The 21,982-nt window shown below is 42.5% G+C and carries 18 protein-coding genes; 6 read left to right on the forward strand and 12 right to left on the reverse strand.

Annotated elements, in window-relative coordinates:
* Positions 1-33: 33 nt before the first annotated feature.
* The 4 genes from H735_RS16000 to H735_RS16015 all read right to left on the reverse strand — a co-directional run bounded on the left by H735_RS16000 (position 34) and on the right by H735_RS16015 (position 5,989).
* Positions 34-1,509 (reverse strand): DNA double-strand break repair nuclease NurA, encoded by a 1,476-nt coding sequence (locus tag H735_RS16000; RefSeq protein ID WP_020197125.1) that lies wholly within the window; start codon positions 1,507-1,509, stop codon positions 34-36.
* A gap of 2 nt (positions 1,510-1,511) precedes the next feature.
* Positions 1,512-3,740, reverse strand: coding sequence for an ATP-binding protein (locus tag H735_RS16005; protein WP_020197126.1), 2,229 nt, complete (start codon positions 3,738-3,740; stop codon positions 1,512-1,514).
* Positions 3,741-3,817: 77 nt separating this feature from the next.
* Positions 3,818-4,696: a DNA adenine methylase gene (locus tag H735_RS16010; protein WP_020197127.1), complete on the reverse strand. Its 879-nt coding sequence runs from the start codon at positions 4,694-4,696 to the stop codon at positions 3,818-3,820.
* Between the two features lie 519 nt (positions 4,697-5,215).
* Positions 5,216-5,989 (reverse strand): hypothetical protein, encoded by a 774-nt coding sequence (locus H735_RS16015; RefSeq protein WP_020197128.1) that lies wholly within the window; start codon positions 5,987-5,989, stop codon positions 5,216-5,218.
* A gap of 336 nt (positions 5,990-6,325) precedes the next feature.
* Here H735_RS16015 and H735_RS16020 point away from each other — a divergent pair, with 336 nt between their 5' ends.
* The 5 genes from H735_RS16020 (at position 6,326) to plsB (ending at position 14,562) form a co-directional block, all read left to right on the forward strand.
* Entirely contained in the window at positions 6,326-6,958 is a 633-nt protein-coding gene (locus H735_RS16020; protein ID WP_027726785.1) for a TnsA endonuclease N-terminal domain-containing protein, read from the forward strand.
* A gap of 131 nt (positions 6,959-7,089) precedes the next feature.
* Positions 7,090-8,931, forward strand: a complete 1,842-nt coding sequence (locus tag H735_RS16025) for a DDE-type integrase/transposase/recombinase (protein WP_227741553.1) — start codon at positions 7,090-7,092, stop codon at positions 8,929-8,931.
* A 2-nt stretch (positions 8,932-8,933) separates the two neighbouring features.
* A complete protein-coding gene (locus H735_RS16030) occupies positions 8,934-9,920 on the forward strand; it encodes a TniB family NTP-binding protein (RefSeq protein ID WP_020197132.1) in 987 nt (328 codons plus the stop codon).
* On the forward strand, positions 9,913-11,544 hold the full coding sequence (locus H735_RS30180; protein ID WP_020197133.1) for a TniQ family protein: 1,632 nt from the start codon (positions 9,913-9,915) through the stop codon (positions 11,542-11,544). The genes H735_RS16030 and H735_RS30180 overlap by 8 nt, the downstream gene beginning before the upstream one ends.
* A gap of 591 nt (positions 11,545-12,135) precedes the next feature.
* On the forward strand, positions 12,136-14,562 hold the full coding sequence (gene plsB / locus H735_RS16040; RefSeq protein ID WP_020197134.1) for a glycerol-3-phosphate 1-O-acyltransferase PlsB: 2,427 nt from the start codon (positions 12,136-12,138) through the stop codon (positions 14,560-14,562).
* Between the two features lie 89 nt (positions 14,563-14,651).
* On the opposite strand, the gene ubiA is transcribed toward plsB, so the two are convergent.
* Both ubiA and H735_RS16050 read right to left on the reverse strand, forming a co-directional pair.
* A complete protein-coding gene (gene ubiA, locus H735_RS16045) occupies positions 14,652-15,506 on the reverse strand; it encodes a 4-hydroxybenzoate octaprenyltransferase (protein ID WP_005438493.1) in 855 nt (284 codons plus the stop codon).
* Positions 15,507-16,046 (reverse strand): chorismate lyase, encoded by a 540-nt coding sequence (locus tag H735_RS16050; protein WP_020197135.1) that lies wholly within the window; start codon positions 16,044-16,046, stop codon positions 15,507-15,509.
* A gap of 153 nt (positions 16,047-16,199) precedes the next feature.
* Between H735_RS16050 and H735_RS16055 the strand changes: the two genes are divergently transcribed.
* Positions 16,200-16,610, forward strand: coding sequence for a flagellar basal body-associated protein FliL (locus tag H735_RS16055; protein ID WP_020197136.1), 411 nt, complete (start codon positions 16,200-16,202; stop codon positions 16,608-16,610).
* A 104-nt stretch (positions 16,611-16,714) separates the two neighbouring features.
* On the opposite strand, the gene glpG is transcribed toward H735_RS16055, so the two are convergent.
* The 6 genes from glpG to ftsY all read right to left on the reverse strand — a co-directional run.
* On the reverse strand, positions 16,715-17,557 hold the full coding sequence (gene glpG / locus H735_RS16060) for a rhomboid family intramembrane serine protease GlpG (protein WP_020197137.1): 843 nt from the start codon (positions 17,555-17,557) through the stop codon (positions 16,715-16,717).
* Positions 17,557-17,877, reverse strand: a complete 321-nt coding sequence (gene glpE / locus H735_RS16065; RefSeq protein ID WP_009701354.1) for a thiosulfate sulfurtransferase GlpE — start codon at positions 17,875-17,877, stop codon at positions 17,557-17,559. Before glpE ends, glpG begins: the two co-directional genes overlap by 1 nt.
* A 412-nt stretch (positions 17,878-18,289) precedes the next feature.
* On the reverse strand, positions 18,290-19,147 hold the full coding sequence (gene rpoH / locus H735_RS16070; protein ID WP_005438499.1) for an RNA polymerase sigma factor RpoH: 858 nt from the start codon (positions 19,145-19,147) through the stop codon (positions 18,290-18,292).
* A gap of 175 nt (positions 19,148-19,322) precedes the next feature.
* A complete protein-coding gene (gene ftsX, locus H735_RS16075; protein ID WP_009705153.1) occupies positions 19,323-20,291 on the reverse strand; it encodes a permease-like cell division protein FtsX in 969 nt (322 codons plus the stop codon).
* Positions 20,281-20,955, reverse strand: a complete 675-nt coding sequence (gene ftsE / locus H735_RS16080) for a cell division ATP-binding protein FtsE (RefSeq protein ID WP_005438501.1) — start codon at positions 20,953-20,955, stop codon at positions 20,281-20,283. Before ftsE ends, ftsX begins: the two co-directional genes overlap by 11 nt.
* Before the next feature lie 22 nt (positions 20,956-20,977).
* Positions 20,978-21,982 (reverse strand): signal recognition particle-docking protein FtsY (ftsY, locus tag H735_RS16085; protein ID WP_042980130.1); only part of this gene is annotated, 1,005 nt, incomplete at its 5' end.

Here is a 21,982-nt window from a genome sequence, read left to right on the forward strand (position 1 = left end):
AACCTTCTTTTGAGCCAGAGTCGTTCTGAAATATCAGGCGCCTCTGCTTGTTTCAAAGGCCACTCGCGTAGCCACATCTAAAACTTTCCCGCCAGGTACTCTGCTGATAGACGCATTCCTATGAGCCATTATTACCGGGACTAAAGAGCCTTCATACAGGTCAGACTCGAAAATTTGTACCATTTTGAACACTCGGTCTAAATCTTGATAGTTTTCTGGAATGCATTTCTCTTTCTTAAATACTTCTGAAGGAGATTTGTTTCCAAAGGCATAAGGTATCCCTAGGGCAAAAACGTTGCCTTTAGGAGAATGATAGATTAGATCCTGACCAAAATATGTTTCATTTCCAAAGTTTGAATTTTCATCCACCGGAGACAAATATGAGTTTCTATAATTATCGTCAACAAATCGATAGGCGTTTCTTGGTAAATGTCTAGCAATCAACTGGCAATGTTCCGCTAAAACGCCCTGCTTCTGTATCCCTATAATAAGTATTGGTTGCAATCCATTCTTTATAAGCTTCTTATTGGCCCACCATATGAGATACTGCATTGGTCTACTAATCCATGCTGGTTGCCCAAATAGAGCAAGAGGTCCGTCAATAAAGAAACATACATCTGACAAAGTTCCTATGTAATCTCCTTTAAGGCAATTTATGATTGTGTGTGCAATCAAAAGCATTTCAGACACATTCATTATTCTGCTCAAACCACCAGACAAGCCACCATGATCTGTGACAGTTTCATACAACCTTAGTCCATCAGATGAGTAGACACTTTCACCACACTCTGGACATATCGTTTGTTTATCTGACTTAGAAATAACAAAGCCTTTAAGCTTTTTTGCGACCTCTGGATAATCCCTACAAACTGGCTGATAATCACAATTGGGGCATTTGCTTACGATAATATATCGAGAGCCATTTAGCTTAAACCCTTGTTTTCCAGACACTTTATTGTCATCAACGCCAATTCCATCGGACTGAAAACAAGCCAATTGGTACAAAGTATCAAGTAATGTTCCTGCCTGTGGAAGCTTTGTACTTGGGCTATCCAGCTCTTCAAACAACCTGAGCCGGAAGCCATTGACAACCGAATTAGATCCTTTATACCGAAGATTGGAGCTAGGTAAACACATCGTAAGAGCTTTTGTGTCTTGTTCTAGCTCGCTTTTCTTAAAAGGGTCGATGTATCTAGTAGGCGAGTCACTGAGGCTCAAGTATTTAGTCAGATTAATCAATAGAGATGCTATTTTGACATACCCAACTTTTGTTGAAGGCAACTTTTCATTCATGCATGCTTCATAAAAACTCCCATCGCTCGCATGAACATATTTAGGCAAAGCACCAGTATATGCATTAGCAATGATGAAGTTAGATGCAATTTGTTTGGCAGCCTCAGTCGAGGGTTCCTTCAGATAGTCACTCTGCGCAACTAAAGCTTTGAAGTCGGGATTCTTGAGGAATTCGGCCTGAGCATGCTTACCTGCTCCTTGATTTGTAAATGGCATGCTCAGTCCTCCAGCATATCGCTAAAGAACTTTTCATCACTGTCTACCAGCGAATTTTCTGCATCTATTTTACCACTTTCGCCCCCCTTCAACTGCTGCTTGAGGTGCTCGGGAGAAAAAAGGTCAATTTGTGTCGGAATTACGTATGGTGACGAAAGGGTTTTTACCCTAGCAAAGCCTACATCTTGGGCTCTTTTTAGTGAAAGAGTGAAATCTGAAAAGTCATAGAATTTCCCAAGAACTCGTAGTTCATCATCATTGTTCAAATGCGTAACTATCCAGTTCTCAGTATTTGCCATTATATTAGATTGAATTGAGGATGGCTCTTGAGTGGCGTACACTAAAGCAATATTTGCTTTTGCCCCTTCTTTCGCAATTCTGGGCCAGGTTTCATCAGGTTCAGCGTTCTTACCTATCAAGTTATGAGCTTCTTCGACGTACAAAACAATATTTGGGCATTGCTCACCAGCATGAAAAGTACCCATTGATTTATCAAATATGCTTCTTGAAATACGCTCAGCTAAAGATTCTCGAATACTAGATTTACCCACGGATAAATCAATTATGACAATTTTACCTGCAACTAGTAATTCATAAATGTCACTAGCGACATCTTCTGCCCCATGAATACTATGAAATTCTGCAACTGGATTTAGATAAACACGGCTCTTTATAAAGCCTCCGTTATCACCTTTACTTTGAAGGAGGTTTACAATAGATTTTAGTTCTTCATCAAACCAAGGGTCTGAAGAAGCATCTCTTTGTAATTTGCTCCAAAAGCCTGTTTTCCTCTCATCAGGATCGAACTCTTTACGAATAATCCTATCCGCATCTCTAGCATCAGAAAGAAATTTCTTAGCCTTCTTCCATTCTACTGGTTTGGATAAATCACCGTAGTATTCTTTAGCTAAATCAATCAATTCTGGTTGCGTTAGTTTTTTACCCTCAGCATGATCATCAATGTAACTTTTCTGAGTGGTGACTAATACCTGACGCATGATCGAGCTAGCTGGTTTTATACTGATTTTTAGATCACTTGGTGTTTGAAAGCCAGTGCTAGCCATCAGAACCTTAAATGCCTCAATCCTTCTCTCTCTCCTAGATTTTTCACTCGGGTCTTCAAGCTCTGAGGATTCTAGAGACATCCCTGACAAAGTTGAAATATCAGCAGCTAAATTAGAATATTGCTTCAGCTCTTCTTGTATTATGTTTAAGCCGATTTGAGGGTGTTCAAAGAAATTGTTTCGCAGGTCTTTGAAGCTTTCTTTTGGGGGCTTGGTGGCTCGATAACAAACAACATTATCTTGAAATATATCAGCTATTGATGAACCGTCATCCTGAGAGTTCGCATTTGCATACTCACCATTGATATCAAAGATACACTGACCAATTCTGACTTTGTTCTTCACTCCAGTTAAAGCAACAGAAGAAGATAGTGTTTTCACCATATTTGATTTACCCGTTCGGGTCATACCAAAAACACCAGTTCTACGTGACAGAAAGTCGATAGGATTGACACCCACCTTCACAAGAGCATTATGGTTCTCTCTATGCAGTCGATCTGTCGATGTATATCGAACCGTACCCAGATCAAATGGTAAAGGTGGTGTGTCTGATTGGAAACCTAATTGCTCAGCTTTTTTTAAAGCTTGTGTTTTTCTAATAGGATCTACGAAGTTGACTATAGTTTCTAAAGCTTCTGATGTTGGTTTATATACCCTTAAATGTGAAGCTGAGGCGAAGTTTTCAATATCGGCACCTAAGTTGAGAACGCCGTTTTTTAAATAGAATGAACCTATAACCCGACACTTAAGAGCTCCAAACTGTAGCTCGGTATGAGTGAAGTGATCAAAGCCATCGTATTCATCAAAGTCAAAACTATCGCTACCCTTTCTTTTTGCCCTTTCTACTTGAGTCCTTTTCGTATAGCTATCGATCATTGCATCCAACTTAGCTCGATCAATCGACATTTCAGAGGGGCCCATAACTCTCAGCAATATGACTTCTCGATCTATTTTAGGCGTCTCTGCATAGTTTCCGGCATAAAAGGCTGATGCGACAAGGAAACTGTTCATTGGGATGCCTGCAACAGATTCTTTCCAGAAATCATTCGATAAGAAAACTGCTTCTTCGAAATTAATAGAAAGCATGAACCCTACATGGTTCTCAACATCTACTAGCTTTGTCAGGGGGTTAGAGTTCGTAATTGAGTTATGATGCAATGCTGACATTAAAGCCTCTCTGAAAAATCATCAAAGAGTACAATATACATAGACAATCAAAGCTTTAATGTGCACTGCGCCCAGTTTTATACTGGTTCTTTAGATTTATAATTCGATTTCGTAAGGTCTAATGTAGAAGAAAGCCTTAAACCCTTGCTTGCAACCATTAGCTCTGTACCTTTTCGCTTGTTCGCAGCACTGTAATTCAAGCTAAAGCTGTATTGACGAAAATCACGGTAAAGCTGTCTGATATAAGGTGAGTAGTCGTATGTTAACATCCATTTTGATTTAATCTGCTTAATCGCATCACAAAGCTCCACGTGATCCGAAGGTTCATAAAAGTTAGTGTATAAACTTTGACCTTTAACAAAGTAAGGTGGATCAATGCAAAAGAAGACTTTCTCTTCGATTTCATCAACTTCAGTAATAAAGTCCAACGCATCTTTGTTGTACAAATTAATCCTATCTTTGTGCAACGCTATGGTTCTAATTTTTTCTAATAACCCTAACTTATTGAAACGGCAATCCAGTGAGTATTTGCTGTTTTGTTCTAACCCACCGATGACACCTGCCTTCTCTATAATGCCTGAACGATTGGTTCTATTGAGGAAGAAAGACGAAAAACCGAGAATCAGTGGATCCTGATACTTTTTGTCAGCCTGAACTTCTTTTTGTCTATGCCACTCTTCTATTGTGATATCTGTAGTTTTAATTAACTCAATAAACTCATCCGTATGATTTAGAATAGCATACCAAAAAGCCCAAACTGAGCGATCATAGTCATTTATATGGATATCACTAACTACACCTTTTAGGAGTAGTGATAAGGCTAACCCAGCTCCACCAGCATATGGCTCAGAGTAGTGCGCCCCTCTAAGCCCATTATCTTTGATAATCCTTTCTACCATTGGTGTTATAGCTGTTTTTCCACCAGGATATCGTAAAGGTGAAGGTGTTACTGGCATTAATGTCTCCCCAAAAGTTAAGAGGGGATTTTAACATCAGTAGTGCTAGACAGATACAAGACTGACAATAAATTTGTAGCCTTGAACTAAGAGGGTAACATAAGCATGTAACTTTACCTTACTCGCCCACTTCATCGTGCCTTAATAGGACATTACGTATAAAGGCAAGACTAAATGCTAAACGCCATCATAGCGCCTTCTTAAGAGAATGATTCTAGTTCTCAGAGTAGGATACCTGTAGATAAGCAATTTTTGATGTGTTTGGAACCCATCAAAAGTCCCCACTTTTTTGTATCTCCGTTCTTTCTATGACAAATGTTAGCCATATGGCTAACACTCAACTCTTTCAATCGCATGTTAGCCATATAGATAACATGCTCCGTAAACTGCCTTAGACAGATTGTGCGTATTTCATTCTCCAGCAACCAATCATTAAACGTTTAGCAGCAGATCATACGTCCCAAATAACCAGTTCATCAGAAAGTAGAGGGGTTAATGTCGACTAACTAAAAACACAAACTAGAACTTCAAGTCTTTAGTCGTTAAGCCGAGCTTACCTAGTCCTCTATGATAGCGTTTTTCTATAGTGTCTACTTTCTCACGACTAACCAAAGCTATATGCTCAAGACTCTCACCCGATAGCCTAGCGAATATCACGCTTTGCTCTTTACTGTTGACCCTTCTCTGATTCATGAGATCTATTAAGCGATTTCTATCTATCCCTTTTAGCTCGACAACTGCACCCTCAACTTGCAAAACACTGGAATTGCTTGTCATCCATTCCTCATCAGACCTTAAATCATCATTTGGACGAGAACTCCGTGCCCGAACAGCGAATTTTTTTCCCACTTCCTTAGAGCGCATTTCCAATAGATATTCGTCAGAAATCAAATCGTCATAATCCGTATCATCAGCTTCTGTATCCAGAGACCATCTCTTCAGTCGCGTATTGCAAGCTCTAATTACAGCTTGGTGTAAGCACTTGGCTAAGTAGCTTTCGCTATCTTTGTATCTCTGCCAAAGCACTAGTTGTCGCTCCCTAGCTTTGTCTTCAGTATCAAAAAACTCTGTTTTCTCACTTTTGATACCTTTCAACAGCGATATAGTTGCATCTGAAAGAAAATCTTCCGCCATATCAATGTGTTCATTTGAACTATCGCCGATGAACGAATGTAGTTTCTTTTTCACTATTCCTTGGGAACTCAATTTCACTTTTTCTCGAGCTTCAAAGATAGCCAAAGAAAACTCATCAATGTCTTCCTTGCTTAATGACATTTTTGGATTTTTTATCATTTTATCCACTGCAAAATCACCTGTGATTTTCTTCCCTTCAGAGCTCCATTATCCCCATGAAAGAAAAAAATTAAATTTTTTTGTCCGGTTTTTTTCATTTGTTAGATATCTCTTATAGAAGTTCGAAAAGTGTCAAAAACCCTCATTCAACTTCGATGAACGACAAGTTTCTTCAACGCACAAAATGACAATTAAATTACTTATAAAAATATTAAATATCAGTAATTTGAGAAAATTTTGAATTTGTGTTTTTGCAGTTTTTGTACAACGTTTGAAGTGCAATTGTTCAATAAACAAACAAAAAAGAAGCTTAGACGAACCAACTGAAATGAGAGAATGAAAATGCTTACAAGAAAATTAGACAAAACTAGTCGCGTTAAACCAACAATTGCTTTTTACTCTCGCAAGAACCGTTCAATGATGCTTTGCGAAAGTCGATTGGAAGCAGATGCATTGCTTCAACTAGAATTTAACGACAATGTTCTTCGATACATTACGCAACCTTGTAGTGTTACATATCATAACCATTATCCCCCTCGACGATACACCCCAGATGTACTCGTAGCTTATCGAGATGGGACATATCGTTTTCTCGAAATCAAACCTTACAGCAAAGCTGAAAAAGACAAGTTCACAGCTAAGCTGCTAACTCTTCAATCATATTTTCTTGAAGAAATTGGCCATCCTTTAGAACTCGTAACAGACAAAGAAATTAGAGTTGGAAAAAGCGCTGTAAATCTACGTCTTCTCTACCGTTTTCTTGATGTCTCTATTGATGAAGAAACCACCAAGCAAGTTCTTCAAGAGGCAAAAGCACTTAACAAAATTACCGTCGCAAACGTCGAAAATCTATTTGCTAACTATGGCAAAGACGTTGCTTGCGCCTGGAGCTTAATCGCAAATCAAAAGCTGAAATACAACCATAAGTTCTTATTGAATCGAACATCACAATTGGAGGTGGCGGCATGAGTTATACATATATCCTAGAAGCAGGCATGCGAATAAACTGGAATGGTCAGTCGTATCTCATCAGAGCTTTTGAGCCTGACTTTGCTGTTCTTGAAAACTCGAAAGGCCAGAAATGTACTTTTGAGCCGAAAGTGATATTTGAAGATTACGCAACAGGAACACTAAAGCTCGAGTTAAAATCTGCACCAGTTGTCTATCAACCACTCACATCTCAGGTGCACATTGAACAAGCTGAGCTTATGAATAGCTATCTCAATGCACTCGACAACGAGCTTAACCCTCGATCGCGAAAAGTGATCAAAAAAATCATTAATAAGGTTGCTAAAGACAACAACTATTCTGCTGAACAAGTCCCTTCAGATTCAAAGTTATATCGGTGGTACAACTCATGGATTGAGAACAACCGCAGCGTCGTTCCTTTAATTGTTAAAGCTAAGAAAAAACGAAAGTCTCAAATTGACCAGCGCGTTTTTGCTCTCGCTGATCAAGTGATTTGGGATGAATACATGCAACTGAATGGTGTCTCTCGAGCACAGGTGTTTCGTATTTATCAAAAACGTCACCGTGAAACTTATCCGGATTTACGTGAAATCAGTCAATCAAGATTTTACGAACTGTTTGATGAACTCAACCCAGTAGAAGTAACTATCGCTCGAGAAGGTCGTGATGCCGCACGTAAGTTTAAACGCACTAATCTTAACGTATTCGTTGCTGAGTACATGGGAGAAAGGTATGAAACTGATGCTGTTCACTTCAATATCGGTATCTATGACGCAACGACAGGTAACTACATTGGAACTCCCATCGTTTATATCTCAATAGATGTATTTACACGATATGTAACTGGCTACAGCATCAGTTACAGCCCTGCCACTGGTAAAAAGAAGAAAAACTCTGAATCAGCCGCCGATGTTATAGCCCTTCTCAAAAATATGGCCACCCCTAAAGCCCATAGAGAGTACCTTAAAAACACATGGGAGTATCTAGGGTTACCAAGCTACATTGTGTGTGATGCTGGGCCTGCGTTTCGCGCTAAGCCAGTGATCTCTTTGCTAGCAGCAATGAAGTGCGAACACCATACAACAGAAACTGCTTCTCCTTGGAAGAAACCCTTTGTCGAGCGCTTCAACCGAACTTTGCGAGATCATTTTGCAAAAAAACTACCAGGCTATATGGGCCGACGTATCGAAGATAAACAATTCGATGAAACGTTGGTAAAGATGGCGAAACTAACTGCTGATGAATTTAAAGAGAGCTTGGAAAAATTCATTGTAGATGTTTATCACCAAAATTCACATCGCGGGTTGGATGGTCTAAGCCCAGCGCAGGCTGTATCTCACGCACAGAAAAGAACATTCCCAGCACTCGTCCCTAACATGAACACTTTGGATGTATTGGGCGGTGTCGAATTTAAAGGCACGATTCAGACTTACTCTGGCATTCAAAAAAATAGCCTGCATTATCAATCTACAGAGCTGCGCTCGCTTTATAACCGACTTTCGAGATATGAGACCAAAGGTAATCCGAAAGTCACTTACCTTTACGACATCAATGACATAAGCAAAATTGCAGTAATTGATCCGGATACAATGGAAGCGTTTTCTGTTCCTTGTACACACCCACATATCGAATGCGGCTTGTCATTATACGAATACAAAGCCAATAAACAGGCTGTACTGGAAGGCACTTATCAAGTTTTAGAGCGCTCTACTTTTGCGGCTAAGCGCAACACTGATTCAACTTCTGCTAACTCAGAACCCCGTAGCTCAAGCGCTAAAAAGGGTACTCCCAAAGGTCATACAATATCCATTTCTGGTCATCAAAGCGACGAAGAGATGGCTGCACTAATTGACTCTCAACAAAGCCGAATTGCCAAAGACTTTAGCGATAGCTTGATAAAAGAAAACCATTTTGAAGGGGTGACTGAGCAAAAAACGAGACGAAAACGCAGCAACATCAGACAAGGAGAGTAAGAATGACTGCACCAGAACTAAAACCAGAAACCAAATTGTTTAACTCAGTTGTATGTGAGCATGTTGCATATGTTGAAGCCTTTAACACGGTTCAACGATTACATAGATATCAAGGGCAAGTCAAAGCGGCACTTTTGCTCGGGGACTATGGCTGCGGTAAAAGCTTTTTCTGTAAACAGTATGCCAACAAATTTTCTGTCCCCCCGTCTGAAGAAATAAGCCCAGTCCCGGTGCTTTATGCTGAAATACAACCAGGTACTAAAACGGGCGGTCTTGTGGGTGGAATGCTTGAAAGTCTTGGAGATCCAGTGCCTTACTCGGGCACAGTTGCAAATAGAGGCAATCGTCTGCTCAAGTTAATGCACGAACTTAAAGTATCATTGGTTATTTTAGATGAAGTTCAAGAATTATTGCCGTCATACGTCAACAAAGAATCAGCGCCGATCGTTCGCCAAATAAAGTGGCTAATGAACAAATCTAAAGTCCCATTTGTGCTTTGTGGACATAACGAGGCAAAGAGCCTACATAGTGATAACTCTCAGCTACGGAGTCGAATTCAATCAGTTATAAAGTTTTCGAACTTTTCTTGTCTTAATGAGGATGCTCAATTTGACTTTGCTGACTACATGCAAGGGCTGTTTGATGTGTTTCCGCGAAAATTACATTCTAGTCTCGCCGTTTTAGAACAAGATAAATCTGGGGACTTTTATCTAAAAAAGGACATTAGCAATCTTTTACGGTTCTGCCTAGCCACTAGAGGAGTACCTAGGTACATCAACTCACTACTAACTAACATAATTGAGGAGACTGAACCTGGCGAATTAATCACCAATGCACATTTTGCGGCGTCTTGGCAAACTGTTTTAATTGATAGTAACGGCTATAGAAAAACGCCCAAAAATCCATTTACGATGAGTGTTAGCTCTGTAAAGAGCGCCTTAAGAGATGCGTCTCTTTATCCTAAATCGAAGGGACAGGTGTATGACTAAAATATTTCCGGTTCGTTATAGACCTAAAAAGCACGAGTCTTTCAGAGGCTACATTCTCCGAATTGCATGGCACAACGGTTATGACTCGTTGCACACTTTGCATAGAATCATTGGTGAACACTATCGAACGCATTACGACGGAAATATTTCAAGCATTACCAAAGCACTTTCTGCTGCTATTAACTTAGATCAGTCAGCTTTGGAAGCCTACTTCAACTTCGAACTAGATTTTGCTGTTGATAGTGCAAGAGCAATAGCAGATATTCGATATCAAGGAGCTCGTATATGCCCATATTGCATTCAAGAGAAAGTTCTGATTGACGAAAGTTGGCAGCTTGCTCACAACACACACTGTTCAACGCATAACGTTGCTCTGATCAATACCTGTCCAGGCTGTGGAGATGAACTAACATGGAGCCCGGAGTTATTCGATGGCTGTACAAACCAAAAGTGTGAATTCAGATGGACGTCGTTTAGTTTTCTACCAACTGAAATACCTAACTTTCAGTTAGCGGAGAGTCTGCTAATTGGGCATGAAAGAAAAGAGTTTCTGCAACAACTCTATCAGGCATTCGTATATACAATGCGCCCTTTTGATTGTATGTATGACAACTATAAAACTCTGCCAAGTGGTATAGACAATATTCAAAGTAGATTTTCGGTCGCTTACACGTTACTTAGAAGCAACGAGTTCAGAGAAGAGTGGCTACTCAGACGAAGAAATTTCTTAGAAAAGTCATCGCATGCTACTAACAATATTTGCATAAATGCGATACAGCCGGTCATTAATTCCATCCAAAAGGACTGGCTCCCTAAGGCTAACGGCTGCGAATATATTGATTGCTTAGAAACTCACAAAGCCATCCCCGAAGCGCGTTATCAACGTCTCAACTCAATAGGGGAAGCTAGGTTTCAGCTCAAAATTAGTGATGTTTCAAATATCTTAGAAATATCAAAAGCAGCGGTTATTTATCTAGCCAAGCAAGGCATGATTCCAGCTGAAAAATCGTCGAAATATGACTGTACTTACTTATTCGATTTCAGAGATGTTATGGCTTTTATTGCATCTTTTACTGAACGGGCACAGCCTATCAATCAGCCCACACCTGATATGCTCAACATGGAATATGTAAAAAAGAAATCATGTTACTTCGACATAGCAGATACCTTAGCCGAAGGTATTATTTTTAAAGCATTAGCAGATTCGTCTCTGCAACTGTTTGTCATAGCGGGCTCTAGATGGAAATTATCAGACTTATATTTCAATCAAGAGCAAATTTTTGAAAGGCTGGAGAGTATCTTTGCTCTGTCTTTTCAAGATGTGTATCCAAAGACAAAAATGAGAGAAATCTGTGGATTCAACGAAGCTCAGTACTATGCGTTTCGAGAGGTATTTTATGAAAAGTTAGTACTGAAGAAAAATCAACATCGTTACATCGCTCCGGAAACATTGAAAAACTTTTTTGAAGAGAATGTTCTTTTGAACAGATGGTCTATGCTTCGTAACTTGGATGTCTCCGAAGTCTTAACTAAGCTCAACAACTCAAGCATCTCTTATTCGTATCCATCTCTGCTAAAAGACGGCATCTTCATCATCCCAAAATCAAAGTCTCACCTTCTATAGCCTAAGGCACTTCACTTCAAAAAATAAATCCAGCCATTCTGCTGGATTTATTAACATCCCCTTATATCTCTGCTAGTATTTTAATCAGCACTCCATATTAGGCATGTTTTTGCTAACTTCCGCTCATTTCAAAGCGGTTTCAGTGCATTTATCCACTATGTAAATTTCAGTTTTAGCTGGAAAAACTAAGCTAAGTTCCAGAGCTTAACTGGAAAAAGAGCATGCTTAGGTAATTTCTTAACTGGAATACCACCTTTAACTTATTGATCTTCCGTTCCCGGTAATTCCACTCTTAACTGCTGCCTACATTTGCGCCAGTTTCAGATCCCATCCACAAACCTCAAGTGAGCATGCGTTTTAAACGCGCAATAAGCAATTCGTCTAATGAAAGCAACAACCTAGGGGTTCGACTAATTTCCGCTCAATAAAATTAAAAGGTTTGACCAGTTTCTGGTATCCTTGCTGCGCTTAAATTTTATCGCCTAGGCTTATTTCTATAGCCGTACCTATTACCTTCTCTTTAGAAGAAGGCAAAGCGGACACTGAAATAAGGTTAGGCTTGTTTGAATACCTATTGAGGCTGTGAACTTTATGTCTTCTGGACAATCATTTTCACGTTCATTACTAAAACTACCTTTATCGGTAATGGTAAAGGGCACCACAATCCCATCGAATCCGATTGATGATCTCAACATCGACCTCACTAAACCGATTGTGTATGCCTTGCCGTTCCGTTCGAACGTGGATTTGCTGACACTGCAAAAACAAGCTTTGAGTCTTGGTCTGCCTGACCCGCTCAGTCCATTGGAAATCAATGGAAAGACATTAACTCGTTACGTGTTTATCGCGTCTCGTCCAACCGTGATGAGCAACGATAACGATGTACCGAGTGAGTCTGTTTCTCTATTTACAGAGTTACTAGAACTGCACAAACTCGACAGCGAGTTAGACGTGCAAATGATCCCTGCAACTGTGCTTTGGGGTCGTAAGCCAGGTAAAGAAGAAAACCACAAGCCGTACCTGCAACCAATGAATGGTCCGCAAAAAGCAAAAGCGGTCATGGCAGCTGGTCGTGACTGTTTGGTGCGTTTTAGCCCAGTGGTTTCACTGCGTTACATGGCAGACTCTCACGGCACTGACAGCGCTATCGCACACAAGCTTGCTCGTGTTGCACGTATCCACTTCTCTCGTCAGAAGCTTGCGGCATCCGGTCCAAATCTGCCTCAACGCCAAGTGCTGTTTGCACGCTTAATGAAATCGCCAGCGATTGAAAAAGCAATTGAAGACGAAGCGCAAAGCAAAAACATTTCGATCGAGAAAGCACGCAAAGAAGCCCATGACATCATGGATGAGATTGCAGCGGACTTCTCGTATGGTTTGGTGAAAAATGGCGATCGTATTCTTGGCTGGTTGTGGACGAAGCTGTACCAAGGTCTGCACATCAACAACGCTTCGACCGTTCGTCGCCTAGCGCAAGATGGTCATGAGATCGTGTATGTACCATGTCACCGCAGTCACATGGACTACCTACTGCTTTCTTACGTTCTATACCATGAAGGTATGGTGCCACCGCACATTGCTGCGGGTATTAACCTGAACTTCTTCCCTGCGGGTCCAATCTTCCGTCGTGGTGGTGCGTTCTTTATTCGTCGTAGCTTTAAAGGCAACAAGCTGTACTCAACGATTTTCCGTGAGTACCTATCAGAGCTGTTTGCTAAAGGTTACTCGGTAGAGTACTTCAGTGAAGGTGGTCGTTCACGTACTGGTCGTCTGCTTCAAGCAAAAACCGGTATGTTGGCAATGACGATTCAAGCCATGCTACGCGGTCTAAACCGTCCAGTAACTCTAGTGCCTGTTTACATCGGTTACGAGCACGTAATGGAAGTGGGCACTTACGCCAAAGAACTTCGCGGTTCACGCAAAGAGAAAGAAAACGCAGGTCTCGTACTGCGTACTCTGCGTAAGCTGCGCAACTTTGGCCTTGGTTACGTCAACTTCGGTGAGCCGATTCAGCTAAACCAATACCTGAATGAACACGCTCCTGAGTGGACGAAAGACATCGATCGCATGGGCGGCAGCAAACCACAATGGATGAACCCTGTGGTTAACGGTCTGGCAAACAAGATGATGACGCACATTAACGATGCGGCAGCGACTAACGCGCTAACTCTATGTGCGACCGCATTATTGGCCTCTCGTCAGCGTGCATTATCTCGTGACTCTTTGATCAACCAGATTGAGTGCTACCTGAAGCTACTTAAGAACAACCCATACTCAAACACTTCAACGGTTCCAACAGAAACGGCTGAAGAGTTGGTAGATCACGCTATCTCACTTGATAAGTTTGTGATTGAAACCGACACCATGGGTGACATCATTTCGCTGGATCGTAGCCAGTCGATTCTGATGACTTACTACCGCAACAACATCATTCACCTGTTCGCCCTACCTTCATTGATTGCTCAAATGATTATTCGTCAACGCAACGTGACCGTAGAGAAGATTCAAGAAAACGTTACTCAAATCTACCCATTCCTGAAAAAAGAGCTGTTTCTAAGCTATAAGGAAGAAGAGTTGAACGAGTTGGTCGTGAAGATTTTGAACGAGTTCATTGAGCAGAAGATGGTTTGCCAAGATGGTGACAAACTGGAAATTAACCAGTCAAACAACCAATCATTGGTTCTGTTGGGTCGTACTATCACAGAAACACTGCAACGCTACTCTATCGCAATGAACCTACTGGTGGCAGACCAAGAGCTGGGTAAATCTGACCTTGAGCAGAAGAGCCAAGATATTGCACAGCGTTTGGGTCGTCTGCACGGCATCAACGCACCAGAGTTCTTCGATAAAGGTGTATTTACTGCGATGTTCAATACGCTGAAAGAGCAACAATACCTAGATAGCGACGGTAACTGTGACCTTGAGAAGACACAGCAATTTGCCAAACTGCTGTTTGCTCTGCTTTACCCAGAAGTGAAGTTGACCATCGAAGAGAGTATCCACCAGCTGCAAGCATAGTTCGCTTAAGCTCGATACTCATCTCGACAAAAACACAAAAGGCATCCAATCGGATGCCTTTTTTCTATCTGAGTGTCTGTACTATGCCGTTACCAGAAAGCGATAACCAGGCCGACCGCAATAACCATTCCCACATAGTTATTGTTAAGGAAGGCTCTGAAACACAAGTCGCGATCTCGATGGCGAATCAAATGTTGTTGGTACACAAACAATGAAGCAGCCACCAGAATCGTCCAGTAGTAGCTTTGGCCAAGTTCATAGTGCTGACCAAGCAACACCAACATCGCCAAGGTAATCAACTGTAGAACGCCAATCACCAGTTTATCGTGGCGACCAAATAAGATAGCCGTTGATTTGATGCCAATTTTTAAATCATCATCTCGGTCGACCATCGCGTATTGAGTGTCGTAGGCAATAGTCCACAAAGCATTAATCGCAAACACAAACCACACAATCAAAGGCAATTCGCCTGTTTGTGCTGCCCACGCCATCGGAATCGCCCAACTAAAAGCCAAACCTAAAAACAGCTGCGGCAAATGGGTGTAGCGCTTCATAAATGGATAAATGAACGCCAAAAAGATGCCAGCGAAGGAGAGTTTGATCGTCAGCGGGTTCATGGTCAGCACTAATAAGAAAGAGCTGATACCCAAAACCAAAAATAGACCAATCGCTTCTTTCGAGGTCACTTTACCCGATGGTAAAGGACGCTGTTTGGTGCGTTTCACATGCCCATCAACTTTACGGTCGGCAAAGTCGTTAATCACACAACCGGCGCTACGCATTAGGAACACGCCTAACACAAACACGATGAGTACATTCCAACTTGGTATGCCTTGGGCGGCAATCACAAGTGCCCAAACCGTCGGCCACAATAACAAGAGTGAGCCAATTGGGCGGTCCATTCGCATCAGTTGCCAATATGCTTTGGCTTTGTCTGCGGACATTTACACCTTCTCCTTAGCGTAAACTGGTGAATTTGTTAAGAATAACTCAGCAACCAGCATGGGTTTGTGATTCATCCACAGTCTTGAGCGTCGCGCTAAAAAGCGCCCCTGTGGCAAGCTAACCCATCCCATTTGCAGAGCATCGCGTTCAACGTTATCGGCGCTGAACACAGTTAAACCCAGCGGGATATCTCCTTGCTGAGCTAAGTCATATTGTTGATCGACCAAGGTTGAACGAGGAATGAGCGTGCGGCCAATAACCCAATCCGTATTGTCGCCACATAAAATCACCTCTCTCAGTAGGCAATCTTGCTCAGACAATAGCTGGCTCTCATCCTGTTTTAACGTCTTGGCTGTGACGATCTGATTGTGCAGCAATTCCACTGTTAAGCGTTGGCAATGCTGACCTAAACGACGTGACAAAGAGCCCTGTTCTTCAAGCCAATGCTTGGCGAATTCGCTAGGGAATTCAAAATCTTCGGGGTTTTGCCACTCTACTTCCAATAAAGAAGTAAGATAGAGTGATGTCGGCTGATTCATACTAGTATTCAATTGGAGGCTTTATGCGTACAATAAAGCAACAACTTACCGTCTTATTGAAACCGTAAGTTCCGTTATTTGTTTTAGACGGTCTATTGTATCAAGACTGAAGCGATTCGAATATCGCGATCCAGAGAAAGAAAAGTTAGAAATATGTACAAACGTTATGTAGCCCAAATTATTTTCGCGCTAAGTCTGCTTATTTCAGCACCAAGTTGGGCTGAATCAGAAGAAGCTGCACCTAAGTTAACCTACTTCACGCTAGAACCCGATTTGACCACAAACTTCTACACCAAAGGCAACAAACTGGGTTATGTGCAAGTACGTATCGACATCATGGTTATGAGCCAACAAGACCTTGCGGTTGTAGAACATCACCAACCACTGATCCGCGATGCGGTGATTGAGCTTCTAGGCAAGCAAACAGAAGATACGATCAAGTCTTTGTCTGGCCGTGAAGATCTGCGCAAAACTCTGGTGAAAGAGCTCAACGAGACCTTGCTGCCAGAGACTGGCAAAACCATCATTGCTGATTTGCTGTTTACCAAATACCTTTATCAATAGTGTGAACAGCTAAAGCTGACGAGCTCATCTCTATAAGCGAAAGACAGATAAACAAAAGACCGCCGATTGGCGGTCTTTTTTGTTGGTATCTATAAATCATTAACTCAGGAGGCTTGTTGGTATTTCTGCTTACCGGAATCAAACAGCGCAATCGCCATACCTGAAAGCAAACCCACCAAGTGTGCCGTATTAGCAATCGCCATAAATGGCTGAACAAAACCAAGCACTAGCCACACCAACATAAAGCCAATAATAGGTTTAGGCAGTGTTAAACCGAGATGTGGGCAACGGTAGCCAAGGAGCCACAAGTAACCAAGCAGCGCATAAACCACACCAGATAAACCACCGAAGTTTGCCCCTTCCACATAAAACTGCCCCGCACCAGATAGTGCTGCAGAGATAAAGAAGATTTGCAGTAACTTACCAGAACTCAAACGGCGCTCGATATCCCCGCCCAATTGCCACCACCACAAGAGGTTGAACACAATATGGGTAACAGAGAAGTGCAGCAGTGCATGACTAACCCAACGCCAGAGCTGCCACTGTTGTCCTTCGAAAGCCGGGAAATGGAGAAGAGCAAACACGCCATCACCAAAACCGAACATCTGCAAAAAGTAGATAACCGTACAAACGGCCATGATCAATAAGGTCACGGGGCCCGCTTTGGCTTTTACCATGCCCATGATACTCGGGCTGGAATAATGGAATTTACTCTTACGAGTATCGGCAACGTCCCACGAGGCGGCGCTGTATTTCGAAGCAGAGGGATTCGCTAAAAACTGCTTTAGTTCTGCTTCAACTTCAATTTCATGCTGTGCGTCTGCCAGCCAAAGTGCAAACTGCCCTTCACCTTCTGGCATCATCTGGATATCTATCTTGCGCGATGCCATGTAATCAATGAAGGCTTGCGCCATACGTGGATTATTTAACGTTACCAATCTCTTCATTAACTTCTCACTATCGGTAGTTCTGCTCGTTGCCAGGCTTCAAAGCCACCATCCACACTGTACACCTGTTCGAAGCCTTGGTTAACCAAATATTGCGCCGCACCTTGACTACTAATGCCGTGGTAGCACATCACGAGGATTGGTTGTTCGAATTCCACATCGTTCATGAAAGGAACGATCGAATCATTAGTCAGATGAAAAGCAGACTCGGCATGCGCCACAGCAAAAGATTGTGGGTCACGAATATCAACAAGCTTTGCTTCACCTTGTTCGAGCAATGCTTGAGCGCCTTGTACATCGATATGTTGAAACTGGTCCATTTACTTTCTCTATGTAGTTTTCGTTATTGACGCCATTGTAACCTATCCAAAGCCAAACTTAGACACAGAGATAGTCAGGGCATTAAACGCTGTACATATTCGCACCGTTTGTGGATAAATCTGTGAATTGCGTTGATAAAGTATATTTGGATCATTTGATCCACAATATGTAGTAATGATCTTGATCTAACTGTGTGTATATTTACAACTATCCCCAAACCAAAAACTGCTTCAAAGCCTTATTTTGTCCGGCTTTAGAACAGTTGATGAATAATTACTTCACAGAGTTATACACAGGTAGCACAGATAAATTAGATCGCAAACGCTGTCTATTTTCGATCGAAAATAAAAAAGCCGAGATCACATGATCTCGGCTTTCTATGAAAATCTTACTTGAGATTAGAAGCGAAAGTTAGAACTCACCAACAGCAAGTTTCAATTTCTTCATCGCGTTCTTTTCTAGCTGACGAATACGCTCAGCAGAAACACCAAACTCATCGGCAAGGTCTTGCAAGGTTGCTTTCTCGTCATCTAACCAGCGAGAACGAACAATGCGCTGGCTGCGCTCATCTAGACTTGCAAGTGCATGGCCTAGACGGTTATTGGTGTGTGTTTCCCAGTTTGCAGCTTCAATGTTATCAGCAACATCAGAAGACTTATCTTCTAGGTACACCATTGGCGCTGTGTACGAGTTTGCGCTGTCGTCATCGTCCATTGGCATATCAAACGTCGAGTCTACAGCCGCTAGACGAGATTCCATTTCGCGAACTTCAGAAGGCTCTACACCTAGCTCACGTGCAACAGTTTCTACTTCACCGTTGTTGAACCAACCTAGACGTTTTTTCGACTTACGTAGATTGAAGAACAACTTACGCTGTGCCTTGGTTGTTGCGATCTTAACGATACGCCAGTTACGCAGCACGTATTCATGGATCTCAGCTTTGATCCAGTGAACAGCGAAAGACACCAAACGCACACCCACTTCTGGGTTGAAGCGCTTAACAGCCTTCATAAGACCGATGTTGCCCTCTTGCACTAAGTCTGCCATCGGCAAGCCATAGCCTGAGTAGCCACGAGCAACGTGAACAACGAATCGTAGGTGTGACAAGATCAGGCCTTTCGCCGCATCTATCTCACCGTTGTAGTGTAATCTTTCTGCCAGCCCACGCTCTTCTTCTGGTGTCAGCATTGGGTAGCTGTTTACAGAACGGATATAGCTATCAAGGCTATCTTGCGTGACTAGAGCCATCGGATACGCTTCTTTTGTCATTCAATTCCTCATCAATCTCTGATCTGGAGCATTACATTGCAATTTAGCTTGGCCATCTTGAACTCAAAATGAACAAGTTTCAAGAAGGGCGAGTAATTATCCATAAACAAATAGTCTATACAAGGGGTAAAAATTAGCTTGTGCTAATAAATTCCAAGTATAAGACCTTTATCACCTAAACTGGTTCAATTTCTTTCAGGTGACGCTGCGCGGATACTCGAGCGGCAATACAACCTAATAGACTACCAGTCATGATTAGTAGTAGAGATTCATCCCAGCTCAAGCCAATCAAGCGGAATTGACTGTCGTAAAGCGAGGCTAATTGTTCAACCGCATTGTTCATAACAACCGTAATCAATGCCGTCACTAGCCACGCAATGCTGGCCCCAAGAACACCGAACCACATGCCAGTGTATAAGTAAGGGCGCAGAATGAAGCTGTCGGTTGCACCAATCAGCTTCATGGTTTGAATCTCTTCTTTGTTCGCCAGCACATTAAAGCGCAATGTATTGCCGACGATTAAAAATACAGCACCCAACATCAGCACTGTCAGGGTGATGACAATAATGCTAGCAAGGGTTTTTATCGCATCAAGGCGCGCTAGCCAGTCTTCATCGAGCCTAACGTCGGTAACGTCTTGTTGCTCACGAACTTCTTTAGCAAGCGACTGAATATCACTTTTTTGTTCTGAATCTGGCGTAATCACCAACACACCAGGAAGCGCATAACCACTCAATAAGCTCAACGCTTGGTCAAAGCCGGCGTATTGGCTTAAATCAGATAGACCTTGTTGCGGCGAAATATATTCCACCTCTTTTACCAAAGGCCAAGTTTCAATCTGATCTTTTAGCACCATCACACGCGCGTCAGGCATGCCCTCGACTAAGTAAGCACTTACTTGGGATGGCGACGCGACGTCTTGCGCAGCACTCGCCACGTTTTTACCCAGCAAATACAAACAAGCCGGCATCGCTAACGCTACCGAAATGACGGCCAAGGTAAGAATGTTACCTAATGGACGACGCCATAATGCGCCAAAAGAAGATTTTGCTTGTTTTACATGGACAGAGAAAAAACCATCGGTATTTGCACGCTTGGCACTGCGACCTTTCCCTTTTTTCTGGGTGCGCTTGTTACCTACCATAGTCTTCTACCTCACTTAGGAAGCCTTGGTTCAATTCAAAATGGCGATATTGTGGGCGAGTGTTTACTAACCCGATATCGTGCGTCGCAAGAAGGATCGTTACGCCTGCACGGTTAAATTCTTCGAATAGTCGTAACACACGGTTAGACAATTCTGGATCGAGGTTACCAGTTGGCTCATCCGCCACCAGTAAGGTTGGTCGATTCACGACAGCGCGTGCGATACCAACTCGTTGCTGTTCACCACCAGAGAGCTGGCTTGGCAAACAACGGGCTTTATCAAGCAAGCCCGTTTTATCCAACGCCGCAGAAACACGGCGTTTGATTTCGTTTTCAGAAATCGACTCGATGCGCATTGGCAGCGCGACATTGTCGAAGACGCTGCGATCCATCAATAAACGGTGATCTTGGAAAACAATCCCGATGTTGCGACGTAAGAACGGAATGTCTTTGTTTGGGATACGCGTGATGTCGTGGCCATTAAAATGGACTTTGCCATCGGTTGGACGCTCTATCGCACATATCAGTTTCAACAAGGTACTTTTACCTGCTCCGGAATGTCCGCCTAAAAACGCCATTTCTCCGCGTCGAAGGTGAAAGTCGACTTTCTGCAAAGCTTGTCGACCACCTCGGTAAGCTTTGCTCACTTGCTGAAATTTGATCACCGTTGATTTCCTCTAACTCTTGTTATTCTTCGCGGCTAAACAGAGCGTCAATGAACTCTTGAGTTTCAAATGGACGCAAGTCTTCAATGCCTTCGCCTACACCAATATAGCGAATTGGAATTTCGAACTGATCAGCAATAGCAAAGATAACGCCACCTTTCGCCGTACCATCCAGCTTAGTCAATGTAATCCCGGTTAGAGGGGCAACATCACTGAAAAGTTTCGCTTGGCTAATCGCATTTTGACCTGTACCTGCGTCTAGCGTCAGCATGATCTCGTGTGGTGCAGAGTCATCAATCTTCTTCATCACACGCACGATCTTACGCAACTCTTCCATTAGGTTGGCTTTGTTTTGTAGACGACCTGCAGTATCGGCAATAACAACATCCACACCGCGTGCTTTTGCCGCTTCAATCGCATCGTAGATAACGGAAGCACTGTCAGCACCTGTGTGCTGAGCAATCACAGGAACGTTATTACGCTCACCCCAAACTTGTAGTTGCTCTACGGCTGCGGCGCGGAAAGTATCGCCCGCTGCAAGCATGACTTTTTTACCTTGGCTTTGGAATTGCTTCGCTAGCTTACCGATTGTCGTTGTCTTACCAACACCATTCACACCGACCATTAAGATAACGTAAGGCGTTTTGTTGGTATCGATCTCAAGCGGTTGCTCTACTTTAGATAGGATTTCGGCCATCTCTTCTTTTAGCAAGCCGTAAAGCGCTTCGCCATCTTTCAAATCACCGCGAGAGGCTTTCTCTGTCAGGTTATTGATGATTTTCGTGGTGGTATTCATACCCACGTCGGCGATAAGCAACTGTTCTTCTAATTCTTCGAAAAGGTCTTCATCGATTTTTTTACCGCTGAACAAACCGAAGAAACCCGCACCAATGTTTGCCTTGGTGCGACTTAGGCTACGCTTCAGACGAGCAAAGAAGCTTTCGGTTGGCTTTTCTTGTTCTTGGACACGAGGCGCAACCGGCACTTGTGGCTCTTCTGCTTCTGCTTCTGCTTCTGCTTCTGCTTC

The organism is Vibrio owensii CAIM 1854 = LMG 25443, from assembly GCF_000817815.1.
Lineage (GTDB): Bacteria > Pseudomonadota > Gammaproteobacteria > Enterobacterales > Vibrionaceae > Vibrio > Vibrio owensii.

Excerpts from the sequence above, each read along its gene's own strand:
- H735_RS16005 (WP_020197126.1), bottom strand. The coding sequence starts at position 3,740 with ATGTCAGCATTGCATCATAACTCAATTACGAACTCTAACCCCCTGACA.
- glpE (WP_009701354.1), bottom strand. The coding sequence starts at position 17,877 with ATGGACCAGTTTCAACATATCGATGTACAAGGCGCTCAAGCATTGCTC.
- H735_RS30180 (WP_020197133.1), top strand. The coding sequence starts at position 9,913 with ATGACTAAAATATTTCCGGTTCGTTATAGACCTAAAAAGCACGAGTCT.
- H735_RS16000 (WP_020197125.1), bottom strand. The coding sequence starts at position 1,509 with ATGCCATTTACAAATCAAGGAGCAGGTAAGCATGCTCAGGCCGAATTC.
- H735_RS16020 (WP_027726785.1), top strand. The coding sequence starts at position 6,326 with ATGAAAATGCTTACAAGAAAATTAGACAAAACTAGTCGCGTTAAACCA.
- ubiA (WP_005438493.1), bottom strand. The coding sequence starts at position 15,506 with ATGTCCGCAGACAAAGCCAAAGCATATTGGCAACTGATGCGAATGGAC.
- H735_RS16010 (WP_020197127.1), bottom strand. The coding sequence starts at position 4,696 with ATGCCAGTAACACCTTCACCTTTACGATATCCTGGTGGAAAAACAGCT.
- H735_RS16030 (WP_020197132.1), top strand. The coding sequence starts at position 8,934 with ATGACTGCACCAGAACTAAAACCAGAAACCAAATTGTTTAACTCAGTT.
- ftsX (WP_009705153.1), bottom strand. The coding sequence starts at position 20,291 with ATGGTAGGTAACAAGCGCACCCAGAAAAAAGGGAAAGGTCGCAGTGCC.
- H735_RS16015 (WP_020197128.1), bottom strand. The coding sequence starts at position 5,989 with ATGATAAAAAATCCAAAAATGTCATTAAGCAAGGAAGACATTGATGAG.
- H735_RS16050 (WP_020197135.1), bottom strand. The coding sequence starts at position 16,046 with ATGAATCAGCCGACATCACTCTATCTTACTTCTTTATTGGAAGTAGAG.
- plsB (WP_020197134.1), top strand. The coding sequence starts at position 12,136 with ATGTCTTCTGGACAATCATTTTCACGTTCATTACTAAAACTACCTTTA.
- glpG (WP_020197137.1), bottom strand. The coding sequence starts at position 17,557 with ATGAAGAGATTGGTAACGTTAAATAATCCACGTATGGCGCAAGCCTTC.
- rpoH (WP_005438499.1), bottom strand. The coding sequence starts at position 19,147 with ATGACAAAAGAAGCGTATCCGATGGCTCTAGTCACGCAAGATAGCCTT.
- H735_RS16055 (WP_020197136.1), top strand. The coding sequence starts at position 16,200 with ATGTACAAACGTTATGTAGCCCAAATTATTTTCGCGCTAAGTCTGCTT.